12 protein-coding genes are annotated in these 13,711 nt (G+C 43.1%); 4 read left to right on the top strand and 8 right to left on the bottom strand.

Annotated elements, in window-relative coordinates; all coding sequences use genetic code 11:
- Window positions 1–41 precede the first annotated feature (41 nt).
- Both BCT34_RS20280 and BCT34_RS20285 read right to left on the bottom strand, forming a co-directional pair.
- Window positions 42–536, bottom strand: a complete 495-nt coding sequence (locus BCT34_RS20280; RefSeq protein WP_017059817.1) for a DUF1097 domain-containing protein — start codon at window positions 534–536, stop codon at window positions 42–44.
- 204 nt (window positions 537–740) lie between these two features.
- Window positions 741–1,646: a LysR substrate-binding domain-containing protein gene (locus tag BCT34_RS20285; RefSeq protein ID WP_048613690.1), complete on the bottom strand. Its 906-nt coding sequence runs from the start codon at window positions 1,644–1,646 to the stop codon at window positions 741–743.
- Between the two features lie 273 nt (window positions 1,647–1,919).
- Here BCT34_RS20285 and focA point away from each other — a divergent pair, with 273 nt between their 5' ends.
- Window positions 1,920–3,371, top strand: a complete 1,452-nt coding sequence (gene focA / locus BCT34_RS20290) for a formate transporter FocA (protein WP_076651292.1) — start codon at window positions 1,920–1,922, stop codon at window positions 3,369–3,371.
- 301 nt (window positions 3,372–3,672) lie between these two features.
- Here focA and BCT34_RS20295 read toward each other — a convergent pair whose 3' ends face one another.
- The 3 genes from BCT34_RS20295 to BCT34_RS20305 all read right to left on the bottom strand — a co-directional run bounded on the left by BCT34_RS20295 (window position 3,673) and on the right by BCT34_RS20305 (window position 5,177).
- Window positions 3,673–4,242 carry a YceI family protein gene (locus BCT34_RS20295; protein ID WP_048608397.1) on the bottom strand — a complete coding sequence of 190 codons (570 nt, stop codon included), beginning with the start codon at window positions 4,240–4,242 and terminating at the stop codon, window positions 3,673–3,675.
- Entirely contained in the window at window positions 4,239–4,778 is a 540-nt protein-coding gene (locus tag BCT34_RS20300) for a cytochrome b (protein ID WP_076651291.1), read from the bottom strand. Before BCT34_RS20300 ends, BCT34_RS20295 begins: the two co-directional genes overlap by 4 nt.
- A gap of 153 nt (window positions 4,779–4,931) precedes the next feature.
- Window positions 4,932–5,177: a DUF2164 domain-containing protein gene (locus BCT34_RS20305; protein WP_076651290.1), complete on the bottom strand. Its 246-nt coding sequence runs from the start codon at window positions 5,175–5,177 to the stop codon at window positions 4,932–4,934.
- Between the two features lie 252 nt (window positions 5,178–5,429).
- Between BCT34_RS20305 and BCT34_RS20310 the strand changes: the two genes are divergently transcribed.
- Both BCT34_RS20310 and BCT34_RS20315 read left to right on the top strand, forming a co-directional pair.
- Entirely contained in the window at window positions 5,430–6,065 is a 636-nt protein-coding gene (locus BCT34_RS20310) for a hypothetical protein (protein WP_076651289.1), read from the top strand.
- Between the two features lie 574 nt (window positions 6,066–6,639).
- Window positions 6,640–7,377, top strand: a complete 738-nt coding sequence (locus BCT34_RS20315) for an EAL domain-containing protein (RefSeq protein ID WP_083702761.1) — start codon at window positions 6,640–6,642, stop codon at window positions 7,375–7,377.
- A 168-nt stretch (window positions 7,378–7,545) separates the two neighbouring features.
- Here BCT34_RS20315 and BCT34_RS20320 read toward each other — a convergent pair whose 3' ends face one another.
- From BCT34_RS20320 to BCT34_RS20330, 3 genes are read right to left on the bottom strand one after another with little or no spacing between them, the layout of a single operon-like run.
- Complete coding sequence (locus BCT34_RS20320; RefSeq protein WP_076651287.1) at window positions 7,546–10,605, bottom strand: efflux RND transporter permease subunit; 3,060 nt, start codon at window positions 10,603–10,605, stop codon at window positions 7,546–7,548.
- Complete coding sequence (locus BCT34_RS20325; RefSeq protein ID WP_076651286.1) at window positions 10,602–11,657, bottom strand: efflux RND transporter periplasmic adaptor subunit; 1,056 nt, start codon at window positions 11,655–11,657, stop codon at window positions 10,602–10,604. The genes BCT34_RS20320 and BCT34_RS20325 overlap by 4 nt, the downstream gene beginning before the upstream one ends.
- The gene (locus BCT34_RS20330) at window positions 11,657–12,745 is read right to left on the bottom strand and encodes an efflux RND transporter periplasmic adaptor subunit (RefSeq protein WP_076651285.1); all 1,089 of its coding nucleotides are present in this window, start codon (window positions 12,743–12,745) and stop codon (window positions 11,657–11,659) included. The genes BCT34_RS20325 and BCT34_RS20330 overlap by 1 nt, the downstream gene beginning before the upstream one ends.
- Window positions 12,746–12,895: 150 nt before the next feature.
- Here BCT34_RS20330 and BCT34_RS20335 point away from each other — a divergent pair, with 150 nt between their 5' ends.
- Complete coding sequence (locus BCT34_RS20335; protein ID WP_076651284.1) at window positions 12,896–13,639, top strand: TetR/AcrR family transcriptional regulator; 744 nt, start codon at window positions 12,896–12,898, stop codon at window positions 13,637–13,639.
- The last annotated feature ends 72 nt before the right edge of the window (window positions 13,640–13,711 follow it).

Here is a 13,711-nt window from a genome sequence, read left to right on the forward strand (position 1 = left end):
AGAGTTCACAGTAACTAGAGCATCATTGCTTAACGTATTCGTTACGCCTTTGCTTGCTTAGCGTGTTGTTCAACAACTTCCGAAGATTGAGTCGATTTCTCGTGAAGCCATAACCCCGTTGCTTTCATCAAGTATCCAAATACACCACCAAGCAGTAAAGATGGTACTACAAGTTGCCAATCGCCACCTGCAGCAAACGTCGCACAGCAACCAATAAAGGTTCCCGGGATATAACCGAGCCACGCTTGTTTTGCTTGAATACACATAAAGAAGGCCACAATAGCAGTAATCATGTAGCCTAAAATCTCTAACCCTGCGAAGGTTGAGCTTTCGATAATCACCATTGCCCAGAATACGCCTGTCATGTTGGTCAATAAGCTTCCTGCTAGTCCTTTAACACCGCCTGTTGGCGAAGCAAAGTAGCTGGTGCAGCCTAGGAAACCTGCCCATGACAATAAGCCGAAAGAGATAGCTATCCATCCCCAAAGACCTGACAAAATACCTGTTGTTAATGAAATCGCGACTAATGTACTCATACTATTTCTAAAGCCTAATTACGTCATTGAACGCAACCGGATTTAGCCTCACTTAAAATCAAGTAAGCATACTATGGTAAGAACGCCGTCTTTTAGACGATCGCGATCACATTAATAATGTACGCGAATGTGCATTTATCACTAGATAGAGACCGAAATCGCTTATTCAACACATTTAGTTATAAGTATTTTATCAAATTACCGCTACAGAACCGACGGTTTGCCTTTCATCATTCGCTTACCTTCTCGCTTAATACATTCAGCAAGTGGGTTTTCTGCCATATCGGCACGCCAAATGAATGAAAGCGTACGCTCCATCTCAAGCTCAGGAACGTTCAAGGTCACAAGCTGCCCTGACTCAACAAACTGCTCAACATCGAGATAAGGTAAACACGTTAAATATGGGCCGTTTGCTACCAAACTTCTTAAAACAGGAACGTGTTCATACTCTCGCCAAACATCGAGATCACCAATTAAATGGTGAATAGAGCTATCAAAAACTTTGCGAGTACCCGAGCCGTGTTCGCGTAATACCCACTTCGCTTGCTCTAACTGTGCCAAACTCACTCGTTCACGCTTCGCAAACGGGTGATGAGCCGAAGCAACCACCGTTAAATGGTCAGTACACCATACTTCTTGATGAACTCGATTGTCATCACAACGACCTTCGATAACGCCCAGATCATATTGATAATCTAATACACCATCAATGACAGCATCGGTACTTTGCACGCCGAGCGAGATTCGCATCTCAGGAAAGTCGTTATCAATAATACTGATGAGGTCTGGAACCAAGTGTTCAGCAGGCGTTTGGCTCGCACCTAACTTAAGCTCTCCACTAAGCAAATGCTGCTCATAGAAACCCATCTCAATTTGCTGCGCGTCTTGCAGTAAACGCTTCGCTTTTGGCCTTAGCCACATCCCCCAGTGAGTAAGGGCCATTTGCTTGCCCTGCCTTTCAAACAAAGGCCTGCCAAGCATTTTTTCCAACTGTGCAAGAGACATACTTGTCGCCGACTGAGTCAACGCCAATTTGTCTGCTGCCTGACTAACGCTCCCGGAGTCTGCTACTGCATCAAATACCGCGAGTTGCTTTAATGAATAACGCAAAATTCATCCTTAATGCTTTTAATTATTTGTGTCCTGATGCTCATTTTTTATTAAGCCGATGAGCAATCAATTTCATTCTACGCGTAACCAAATCTATATCAATAAATTTGATGTGGTTTCTAAAAATTATCAATTTTACCTCTACCCCTCAACGCCCTAATCTGGAATGGCAGGACACAAGAGGCCCTGCAAAACACAATTGATTAACCATTACGGATTAACCAAGTCATTAACACTAGGAATTACACATGACGGATTGTTTAAGGGGGGGATATGGCAACCAGCACTTCTGAAAATCATCAACTGTTCTCACCAACAGAAATGATGGCGGAAGCAGAGAAGTTTGCATTAAGCAAAGCAAATAAAACCAGCAGCATGACATTGAGTTTAGCAATCATGGCTGGCGCATTCATCGGGCTTGCTTTTCTATTCTACATCACGGTAACCACGGGCAGCGCTGATGCTGGATGGGGATTGAGTCGCTTAGCCGGCGGTCTTGCATTCAGTATGGGTTTGATCTTGATTGTGATTTGTGGTGGAGAGCTGTTTACCAGCTCAGTGTTATCAAGCATCTCATGGGCTAACAAGCAGATCACCTTCACTAAGATGCTGTCTATCTGGGGCAAGGTGTATGTCGGTAACTTTATCGGTGCCATGTTCCTATTAGCTTTGGTAAGCGCAGCAGGTTTGTATCAACTGGATGGCGGGCAATGGGGCTTAAACGCTCTGAACATTGCTCAACACAAGCTACACCACAGCCCTGTTCAAGCATTTGCTTTAGGTGTGCTTTGTAACTTGTTGGTGTGTTTAGCGATTTGGTTAACGTTCAGCTCTGCTAACGCAATGACCAAGGCAATGATGACCGTACTACCCGTAGCAATGTTCGTAAGCTCAGGCTTTGAACACTGTGTAGCGAATATGTTCATGGTTCCACTAGGCATCACGATTCAAGCATTCGCACCAGAAAGTTTTTGGATGCAAATTGGCGCAACACCAGCCCAGTACGCAGACCTAAACATTATGCAATTTGTCACCGCGAACTTAATACCAGTGACAATCGGCAACATCGTAGGTGGTTCAGTATTGGTCGGCTTAGCCAATTGGAGCATTTACCGTCGCCCACAACTTAAAGCAGCAAAAATTACCGCTATTACACAAACAACAGAAATTACGTCAGTTAAGGAAATTACTATGAACACAGCAACGACTATCAAGCAAATCATGAACACTCAGCCTATGACACTAAGCGTAGAAATGCCTACATCAGTGGCAATTGATTCACTTTTAGACGCTCAACTTGTCAGCGCTCCTGTTTGCGATGTTGAAGGTCGTCTGGTTGGTATCTTCTCTGTTCATGACGTAATGGTGGACCTTTGGTGCCAAGATTACATCCCAACTAAAGGCCAGAAAGTCGTAGACCTAATGAGCCGTGACGTTGTGGCTATCGATGCAAACGACAAGCTAGTAGACGTTGCTGAGTTCCTATGCATCGACAAAGAGCAACTTTACCCGACAACAAGCATGGGCTTCGCAACTCGCCTGACTTCTCTTTCTCTAGAAGAGCGTGCAAAAGCAATGAAAGTAAGCCAACCACATATGCTTCCTGTGCTAGAAAATGGCGTAATGGTGGGTGTGTTGACTCGCATTGAAGTGATGCAAGCACTACGTCCAATCTACGGTGACCGCCTAAACGTGGTTCCACAAGCTGAACTAGAAACGGCTTAACTAATCGTAAGTTGAACTAATAGGGATTAGTAGTTCAATTAGATAACTCAGTCATGGCAACGTTGACTGGCTAGAGATAGATGGTGGCTTTTAACGTACTAAACGGTTTGACACAAAACAAACCTAAACACGTTGCCATTTATCTCAATAAAAAAGGCGCAAAGTGAAAACTTTGCGCCTTTCCCTGTTACTAAATAAATAGCTAACTGCTGACCTATTTAATATCGACCAAACTTTGATGTTTCTAAAAAATGTTGATACCTGTCAGAGAGCTAGAAAACTAGAAAACTAGAAAGCTAGATTACTTCTTTACGCCTTCAACATGTAGATCCATATCTACATAGCTTGAAGCGCCCATTACTGGAATGTTGAAGTCAGCAAGCTCTAGACGAGTTGTACCAACGAAACCAGCACGCTCACCGCCCCATGGGTCTTGACCAGCACCGATGAATTCAGCTTCGATAACGATAGGCTTAGTTACGCCGTGAAGTTTAAGGTCACCCATAACTTCAAGTTTGCCGTCACCTTTATCGACCACTTTTGTGCTGTTGAATGTTGCGTCTGAGAACTTACCTGCATCAATGAAGTCAGAGCTACGGATGTGCTTGTCACGTTCTGCGTGATTTGAATCAAGGCTTGTAGTGTCAACCGTTACGTTTACTGTAGACGCTTCAACGTTGCTTTCATCAAATGAGAAGTCACCTGAGAATGTGTTAAAACGACCTTGGATAAAGCTGTAACCTAGGTGGCTAACTTTAAAGTTAACTGAAGCATGCGCACCTTTTGTATCAATCACGTAATCAGCGGCGTTCGCAGCGAAAGGCATTGCCATTGCAAATGCTAATCCTGTAGCGATAATTGACTTTTTCATTTTGAAGCTCCTATCATTTTTCGTAGCGTATCGTCTTTGTCGATAACGTGGTGTTTTATCGCCGCTAAAGCGTGCACTGATGCCATGATGATCAGTACCCATGCAGCATAGTAGTGAACCGTTCCTGAGAGATCAGATTGGTTTGCAAATAGTTCACCCATACTTGGTACAGTGAACCAATTGAATACCTCGATCCCACGGCCATCTGATGTTGAAATCAAATAACCTGAAATAAATAAAACCGCTAAGTTAATGTACATAAAGCCGTGAGCAATCTTAGCTGCTGCGACTTCATAGCTTTTCCCTTCCACTTTAGGTGACGCGGTAACTAGTTTCCAAAGCAAGCGGATAACGGTAACGGCAGCCAAAAGAATGCCTACCGAACGGTGGTAGTCTGGTGCTGTTTTGTACCACTCGCTGTAATATGAAAGATCAACCATCCACAGGCCTACACCAAATAAGCCAAAAATCGCGAGTGCTGAAATCCAATGCATCGCTCTTGCTAAGGGGTTGTAATTTCTAACGTTGTTGTCCATGTATCTATTCCGAATATTAACGAGTCGTGTAGTTTTGAAAAGCGTACCCTACACCAAGTTTGTGTAACATATTATTTACCAAGCTTTACATTGGTAACATCATTTCAAATTAAACGAGTTATTCAAATTATTTGAACAAGTTTGGGCTTAACATTAAATTTCAACGATTTGTTCGATCTCGTAGAGTTCATCTGCGATGTCTAACATTTTACGTTCCATCACTTTTTGAGCATCTTCTATTCCCTTATTGTAATAAACAGCGCCAAACTTTTTGCTGATAAAATCGACCAAGAATTCTGTGTCGAACTGACCGAGTTCTACATCAAGTTCATCTTGCATATACTTTTGAAGGGTATGGGTAAGCTCAGACTTTTGCTTCGAATCTAATTGAATGGTCATGAATGTTTCCAAGTAAAGAGTGAGTAGATAAATCGTGATTAGCTAACTAGACTATAATCGTGGTAACTAATTAGAATTCCTCATAATTTAGAATACAGACCATTGAAGTGCCAGTGCTATCCATAAAATCACTTGGCAATGGCTAATTTTGATAGAGAGATCAAGAACTCGCACTTTGACGATAGGTAACGGAGTCACAATTACCGTACTATTGCCCATCAATAAGATAGTAACCGTGTATAAGGGACTTCATTGTTATTAGATCTAGTGATTAAAAGCGTTAATCAGTTTCAGGACGATTGCCTAAAGCTCTGCGAACGCCACTACCCGACAGTACACAACCAAGGGATCAGTGAGCACCATATAGGTAAAGCGTTTGCCCGCCGAATGGAACACACTTTCGTTTGCTTTAATCATGCAAGTAACATCAGCCCACTTGAAATGCTTTCTTCTGGTGAAACGCCTCGCCACTTCCGAATATCTTCCGAGATCGGTACAGTTTGGATGATCAGTCATCATATGGTGAGCGCAGGGAAAACCTGCCGTAGAAAGTTGATGTTGGATATTCATAACTGGCAGCAAGAGTATGGATTTGCCATTCAGCCGAATGACGTTTTGATCATTGTCTCCGACCATTGGATTAGCCGAAGCAAGAACAGTAGCGAGTTGCTACATTGGTGGATGGGAGAACTTCCAGACGAAATAACCGAATACAGCCAACAAGGCATCACGCTAAGAGAGAGTGATTCTCAATTCGCTGCTGATTTAAATAACAACTTTAGAATCAGTCCGTGCTTTATTAAATTCGGTCACCCACTAAAGCGGTCAGGGAATCAACAATTGGTTCGAAAATACCTGCAACTTTATGCTGTACTTCAGTGGCAGTAAGAATACAGGTCAACTTTTTCATTCAATATTGAACGTAATTTGTTAGACCTTCATCCCAATATTTTATAGAAGATACGACCACTCTGTTCATTTATTATTCAAACGTTCTAATTGAATTATTAATAGCTATTTTCCTGATCTAATCAAATTTGAGAGGTAGATATCACTTCTGTGTAAACAGCTTAGCTTAATTATTTTCTAACTTTGACATTCACCCACAATCTAAGCCTTTAAGCCTACTTTTCGCTGGTGTATCTGCGTTCTCACCTTATATTAGTTAGGATTGATATGTGAGATGTTACTTAGCCATTAAATTCACATCAACTATTAAAATTAGTGAATGATAAGCCAGCTTAATGGTTAATATCATTTATCATGCTGATTTTTCGTTAATTATATTTATTTAAATATTGACCCTGCAAATGAGTTTTTATTAATTGACAATTTAGTAACACCTGTCAATATTGTGACAGCCATGACGTGTATTTTCGTCAATGAATAAACCCCTTTATTAGCGACTATGATTTTATCAGACAGAAGTGAATTTATTAGCTGTATATCTGTGGATTCCGATATGCAGTTTATTGCGAAATATCAAGACCTCACACTCAGAAGTGTCTATCAACCTATATTTGACAGTTCAATGACTCAGATAGGCGTAGAGGCTTTGGTTCGTATTTCGAATAGCAAAGGGGATATTGTTCGCCCTGACCACTTCTTCCATTCCGATAACACCTCGTGCACTGATAAGATCAATGTAGAGAGGCTGAGTCGCGCTATCCACATTCGTAACTTCGCACAGTCAAGAATTCGTCATTTACATCTATTTTTGAACGTTCTTCCAAACGTTGGTCAGCTATTTGCGGCAGAAAAAGTCAGCGATAGCCTTCTCGCAAAACGTCTTCATGAACTGAATCTGTCATGTGAGCAAATCGTAATGGAGTTGGTAGAACTGAATGCCGAGAGCGAAGAGCGCTTGAAAGATGCAGCCCTTTCACTATCAGATAATGGCTTTCAAATAGCAGTTGATGATTTCGGAACACAAGCATCAACAGAACAGCGCGTTCGCCATATCAACCCTCACATCATCAAAATCGATCGCTCAGTTATGTTGGACTTTGAACAAGGCAACACGCGAGAAATGGAGTTAGTGCTTGATCTTGCAAATCAAATCGGCGCAAAGACAGTGATTGAAGGCATCGAAACCCAGCAACAACTCGAAGTGATGCAAAGCTTAGGGTTCGACATGTATCAAGGTTATCACTTAGCAATGCCAAATCCGATTGAATTAGATATACGCCTAGCAATCTAGAACACCCCCTATTCTACCTTAAGCCGCTTGACCACTAGTTAGCGGCTTTTTAATGCTTATCTACTAAGTTCCCTCTTGCCACTTTCACGTGCTACCAAATCACACCCAGAAAAAAGCCCAGTCAAAACTGACTGGGCTGGCTTAAAAGAATCTGTTTTATATCAATCCCTAATAACCCGCAGTGGACGGTTTGATTCTATATAGAATAGCGAACATCACTGGTACTACTATTAGCGTTAGTACTGTAGCAAAACCTAAGCCTGCCATGATTGTAATCGCCATCGAGCCGAAAAATGCATCGAATACCAAAGGAATCATACCCAAGATAGTCGTTAGTGCTGCCATAGATACCGGTCGTACACGACTAATAGCGCTGTCGACAACCGCTAGGTATGGATCTTTACCTGTTTGTAACTCACTGTTTATTTGATCAAGCAGTACGATACCGTTCTTCAAAATCATGCCGCTTAAACTCAACAAGCCTAGGAATGCGGTGAAGCTGAATGGCATATTGGTACCTAACAGACCAATCGAAACACCAATGATAGAAAGTGGTACCGTAAACCAAATCACCAGCGGCTTACGAACCGAGTTAAACAGAAGCATAGTGATGATGAACATCAACAAGTAACCCATTGGCAGTGAACCAAATAGAGACTCTTGTGCATCTTTTGAGCTTTCGTACTCGCCACCCCAGCTAATGCTGTAGCCTTCTGGTAAATCTAATGCTTCTACCTTAGGTTTTACGCGAGCAAACAGACTTGCTGGTGTTTCATCACCAAGAACATCGTGGTCAGCCAATACCGTTAGCGTACGTTTTCTATCACGACGCTGAATCAGTGGTTCAGACCATTGAAGCTCTACGCCGTCAATCACTTGTTCAACAGGAATGTAAGTTTGTAGAGATGGGCTCCAGATCTTCAAATTGTTCAGTGATTTAAAATCAAAACGCTCTTCTTCCGGCAACCGTGCCACGATAGGTAACATATGTGTACCATCACGCAGTAAGCCGATATTGTAACCACCAAACGCCATCTGTAACGTCTCAGACAAATCAGTTTTAGAAATGCCTAGGCGACGAGCCTTAGATTCGTTGAACAGCGGTACAAGCTCTTTAGTACGTTCACGCCAGTCGTGACGCACGTTTCGAGAGCCAGGATCGGCTAATAATACGTCCTCTACCTGAACAGCAATGCTGCGAAGGATCTGCGGGTCTGCACCACTAATACGCGCTTCTATTTTTGAAGCTGGCGACGGACCAAACTCAATCAACTTGAACTGGAATGTAGGTTGTTCAAATTTATTGGCCAAGTCCTTATCTAGCCCTTCTAGGACTTTAAACATGGTGTCTCGGTCAGTCGTTCGCACTTGCAGTTGACTGTACGCTTCATAACTTTTCTCTGGTTGATATGTCAGCGCAAAACGTTGCATGCCCTGCCCAACCGTTGTTGTTACAAACTCAACATCGTCTTGCTGGCGAATGTAACTTTCTACTTTTTCCGTCTGTTTGATGGTCTCACGAACATCGGTGCCTTCAGGCATCCACATATCAACGTAAAACATTGGTGTGTTTGATGGCGGGAAGAACTGCTGCTTCACCATACCAAAGCTAACAATTGATGCAGCTAGCAGAGCAACCATACTCACCACTGTCATCCATCTAAATCGAAGTGCTACTTTCAAGCATGCACCGAAGACGACAAAAAGAATACCTTTGTAAGGGTCTTCGTTCTCGTCGACCTTGTCTTCTTCTTTAAGCAACATCTCGGCAAGGAATGGCGTCAGCGTTAGTGCTGTTACCCAACTCAAAAACAGTGAGAAACACAGTACCCAGAACAGCGAACCCATGAACTCACCTGTCGCATCTTTCGACAAACCAATCGGTGCAAAAGCTGTGATAGCGATAATGGTCGCCCCTAATAGAGGCCATTGTGTTTGCTTAACGATATCTTTCGCGGCTTCAAGCTTGGTTTTGCCTTTCTTCAAGCCAACCAAAATACCTTCAACCACTACAATCGCGTTATCCACCAGCATACCCAATGCGATGATCAAAGCACCAAGCGAGATACGGTGTAGTTCAACATCGTTATAGTCCATCAAGATGAAGGTACCGAATACCGTCAGCAGAAGTACCAAACCGATGATCAAACCACTACGTAAACCCATCGCGAACAGAAGTACGATGATTACGATCGCTACCGCTTCAACTAAGCTGATCAAGAAATCAGCGACCGACTTATCCACTTCTTGAGCTTGGTTATAAAAGTAGTTCAGCTCTACACCCGCTGGCTTAATGCTTTCTAAACGCTCAAGCTCTGCATCAAGTGCATTACCAATTTCGACTACGTTTACGCCCGATGAGAACGCAATACCAAGGTTGATCGCAGGCTTACCGTTGTAGGTTAGAACATTACCCGGCTTTTCTTGGATTCCACGAGTCACCTCTGCGACATCCTTCAAGCGAATTAGGTTGCCCGTATCGCGACCATGAATAATTAGATTTTCAAGCTCTTCAACCGTGCTCAGTGTGCCGTTAGGTTTAATCGTTAGGCTCTGGCCGTTCAACATTACCTCGCCTGCTGATACCACACTGTTTTGTTGTGCTAGCAAGGAGGTAACCGTCGACATATCTAGGTTTAACGCTGCTAAGCGCTCTAGAGACATCTCAACGAATAACTGCTCTTGCTGGTCGCCTGCAATACTGACTTTACCAACACCGTCAACCAGTTCAATTTCACGCGTTAGATAATCTGCATACTGCTTTAGCTCGACATAGTCATAGCCATCACCGGTCAGCATGATCATCACGCCAAATACATCACCAAAATCATCAATGATCTGAACAGAGTTAACACCACTAGGCAGCGTTGGCTGTAGATCGTTAATCTTGCGACGCATTTCATCCCAAATCTGTGGTAGCTCATCCGGACCATAGTCCATCTTCATACTAACCATAATTTGAGACATACCATTCGACGACGTCGAGGTAATTTTGTCGATATAAGGCAACTGTCGTATCTCTTTTTCCAGTGGATACGTCAGCTCTGCTTCAACTTCCATTGACGTTGCGCCAGGGTAAGTTGAAATAATCATTGCATCTTTAATGGTAAAAGCTGGGTCTTCTAAACGGGATAGATTACCAAAAGACGTCACACCGCCAACGGCCAAAATGACTAGAAACAGCCAGCTGATTACTTTGTTTTTTATTGAATATTCTGCGATGTTCATTCTGCTTTTCCTGACAATTGGATTCCGTCACGGAGTTTTCTTAGATTCGAGTTTACAAGTCGATCACCCTGCTCAACGCCATGAGCAATCAATGCACCTTGGCCGCTGATTTTGTCGACTTCTACTTCACTTTTGAATGCTTGTCCGTCTTCCATTTTCCACACATAAAACTGATTAGCTTCAGAGCCCGCTTCTAGTGTTGTCATTGGTAACTGGTAGCCTTGAACATCACTCAAGCCAGCTTTCGCCATATCCACATTGACCGTAACGCTTGTCCCCGGAAGGATTTCGCTTTCAGGCTGCGGCATTTGCATCCAAAACTCGTAGGTGCGTGATTGTGGGTGCAGCTCACTTGTATGCTCAAGATACGTCAAAGGATATTGACCAGTATGACCACCAAAGGTCGCTTCAGGACGGTAACTATTTGAACGCATGTCTGGGCTAATGGAGGCCAAGATTGAATCTGATACTTGAATTCGCACATATACTTTGTCGTTCTGGTATACGCTCAGTAGTGTTTCGCCAGGCGTCGTGGTTTCGAAACGTTGTTTATCGACGGCTGAAACTGTTCCTGAAAATGGCGCTAAAAGCTCTGTATAACTAAGCTTTCGCTTTGCAGCCGCTAAATTTGCCGATGCCAGTTTGTAATTTGCCGTGAGTTGGTCATGTTCGGATTGCGATAGCATCTCACTGCCAAACATCTCTGTACCACGTGCCAACTGCTTGCTCGCCAGCTTAAATTGAGAGTTAGCGTCAGTAAGATCTTGTAGATACGTTGCGTTATCTAAGGTAGCTAACAGATGCCCTTTTTCGACGTTATCGCCCGCTTCGACTAGTACTTGTTGAATCTCACCCGCTAGCTTAAATGCCAAAGGAGTCAATTCAGCCGGCATCACTTGTCCATTAAAACTTCTGAATTGATCAGTAAGCGGCGCGCCAACTTCAAAGGTAGAGACCAACAAAGGCGGTTGTTCACGATGTACGGTTTCATTGTTACAGGCTTGAAGTAACAAAGCCGACGCGACAACAACTGATAATTTGGAAAGGTTCATTAAATACCACCCTCACGAATCCAAGCTTTTACTTGCTGTCCATCTGATAACACATCCACACCTGCTTCAACGATAAGGTCGCCAGACGACAATCCGTCGATAACCTTGCCTTGCTCATCAAGAAGGACCTGTACTTTAGAAATCAATTGAGAATCTGGGTTATAACGCCATAACTCACCATAGTCTGTGTCTTTGCTTATCCAAGCAGATTCAACAATACCGACACCGTAATCAGAGTTACTTTTCTGAACTTCTACTTGCGCTGTCATGCCAGAAAGCAAGTTGATACCTTGCGGCTTATCGATAGACACAACGGCTTGGTAGCTGTTGGTGTCTTCATCCGGTTGGGTTGAGATTTCCTTAAAGCGAGTCGGAATACGAATGCCGCGATGGCTATCCATCACCACCCACATATTTGAACTCGTTAGGTCTTGAATCGAACGGTCTTCAAGCTTTGATACCGGAATAGAAAACGCCACGTCCATTTCACTGTGGTTCAGGATATTCAGTACAGGCTGCTTTTCTGCAATCAATTGATATTGTTTTCCAAACACCATCGATACCACACCATCGAATGGAGCAACTAAGGTAGTGTAGCCAAGGTTTGTTTTTGCTTGGTCCAACTCAACTTCAGCGGCAGTAAAGGTGTTCACAGCTTGATCGTAGTAATCGGTACTGACCAACTTTTTGGAATACAACTCTGAGGCTTGCTTGTATTGGCTGTTTGCCAGATCAAATTTAGCTTGTGCTGCATCAACGGCAATACGGTAATCCGTCGCGTCTAGCACTGCTAGCACCTGGCCTTTCTTCACTTCTTGCCCCATACGAACATCGAAGGTTTCAATATCGCCACCCACTTGGAAAGAGAGCGCAGCGCGATCGGTCGCATCCACTTTTGCGATAAAACTATCAAGCTCAATATCTGTCTGTTGGGGGATCTCAAACAGCTTTACTGGCTTAACAACTTGAACGGTTTCTTCTGACTGAACCTTATTACATCCGGTCAAAGAGCCTGCGAGTAAGAGTGCGGCAAACGCCACACCTATCTGCTTGCTCGTCTTGGCTTGAATAGACAACTTGGATTGCATGATGCTTCTCCATTTAATTATTATGATTTATTACACAGGTGGGCAGTATATTGGAAATTATAGGTTCCACAAGCTTTACTTTCCACCTGTGCAGTATTTTTTATTTCAGTAAAAACAGTGTAGAATGTGGTAATCAGGTAATTATGTGAAATGAAGATGACCGAAAAGAAACAAGGTAGAAGAAGTGCAAAAGACGCTGAAGAAACGCGTTTTTTGATCATGAGCGTTGCCGCGGAGATGTTCTGTGACTCAGGTTACGATCGTGTATCACTACGAAACATCAGTGAAAGAGCAGGCGTATCACATAGCCTTATCCGCCACCATTTTGGTAGCAAAGAGAAAATCTGGCATGCTATAAGTGATTGTTTACACGATTATTTTCAATCTTACATCAGTAAGATAATGGAAGAGCTTCCAAAAGACGTTGCACCAAATATCGCTATCTACCTGTTTAGCATGCGCCTGTTCACCAACATGATTCACTCACGCAGGCCAATGCAGCTTATTTCAGACTCTGTCCGCCAAGAAGACAACCTTGTCGATTACTTCATCGACAAGGTCGGGGATGTTGAAAAAGAGATAAACGAACTGGCTGCTGAGTACAACGCCCACAATCCGGACAAAATGATCAACATTTACGAAGTTAAATGGCAAATGATCTTATATGCAAACGGCGCTGTATGCCTCACTCCCTTCATGGAAAGCACTTGGAATGAAGGCGATATGGTCACCTCTCCCGAAGAGGCCCTACTAAAGCATTGGCAACTATTCAACACACAGATGGTCAGCAAGTTCAATATAGATGACGAATGGGTTCTTAATCCAACCTCTATTGAAGAGCTGATTTATGAAGTGCCATGTGAATGGAAATGTAACCAGGAACATAAAGCTTAATAGAGTTCATGACCCATTTTGAACTTGCTTGATACAAAAACGCGCCGTTACAGGAATAACTGTAACGGCGCG

This window comes from Vibrio sp. 10N.261.45.E2 (genome assembly GCF_002875705.1).
Classification (GTDB): Bacteria; Pseudomonadota; Gammaproteobacteria; order Enterobacterales; family Vibrionaceae; genus Vibrio.

Bases quoted from the DNA above. Each gene is read 5' to 3' on its own strand.
- BCT34_RS20280 (WP_017059817.1), bottom strand. From the start codon at position 536: ATGAGTACATTAGTCGCGATTTCATTAACAACAGGTATTTTGTCAGGT.
- focA (WP_076651292.1), top strand. From the start codon at position 1,920: ATGGCAACCAGCACTTCTGAAAATCATCAACTGTTCTCACCAACAGAA.
- BCT34_RS20295 (WP_048608397.1), bottom strand. From the start codon at position 4,242: ATGAAAAAGTCAATTATCGCTACAGGATTAGCATTTGCAATGGCAATG.
- BCT34_RS20300 (WP_076651291.1), bottom strand. From the start codon at position 4,778: ATGGACAACAACGTTAGAAATTACAACCCCTTAGCAAGAGCGATGCAT.
- BCT34_RS20305 (WP_076651290.1), bottom strand. From the start codon at position 5,177: ATGACCATTCAATTAGATTCGAAGCAAAAGTCTGAGCTTACCCATACC.
- BCT34_RS20315 (WP_083702761.1), top strand. From the start codon at position 6,640: ATGCAGTTTATTGCGAAATATCAAGACCTCACACTCAGAAGTGTCTAT.
- BCT34_RS20320 (WP_076651287.1), bottom strand. From the start codon at position 10,605: ATGAACATCGCAGAATATTCAATAAAAAACAAAGTAATCAGCTGGCTG.
- BCT34_RS20325 (WP_076651286.1), bottom strand. From the start codon at position 11,657: ATGAACCTTTCCAAATTATCAGTTGTTGTCGCGTCGGCTTTGTTACTT.
- BCT34_RS20330 (WP_076651285.1), bottom strand. From the start codon at position 12,745: ATGCAATCCAAGTTGTCTATTCAAGCCAAGACGAGCAAGCAGATAGGT.
- BCT34_RS20335 (WP_076651284.1), top strand. From the start codon at position 12,896: ATGAAGATGACCGAAAAGAAACAAGGTAGAAGAAGTGCAAAAGACGCT.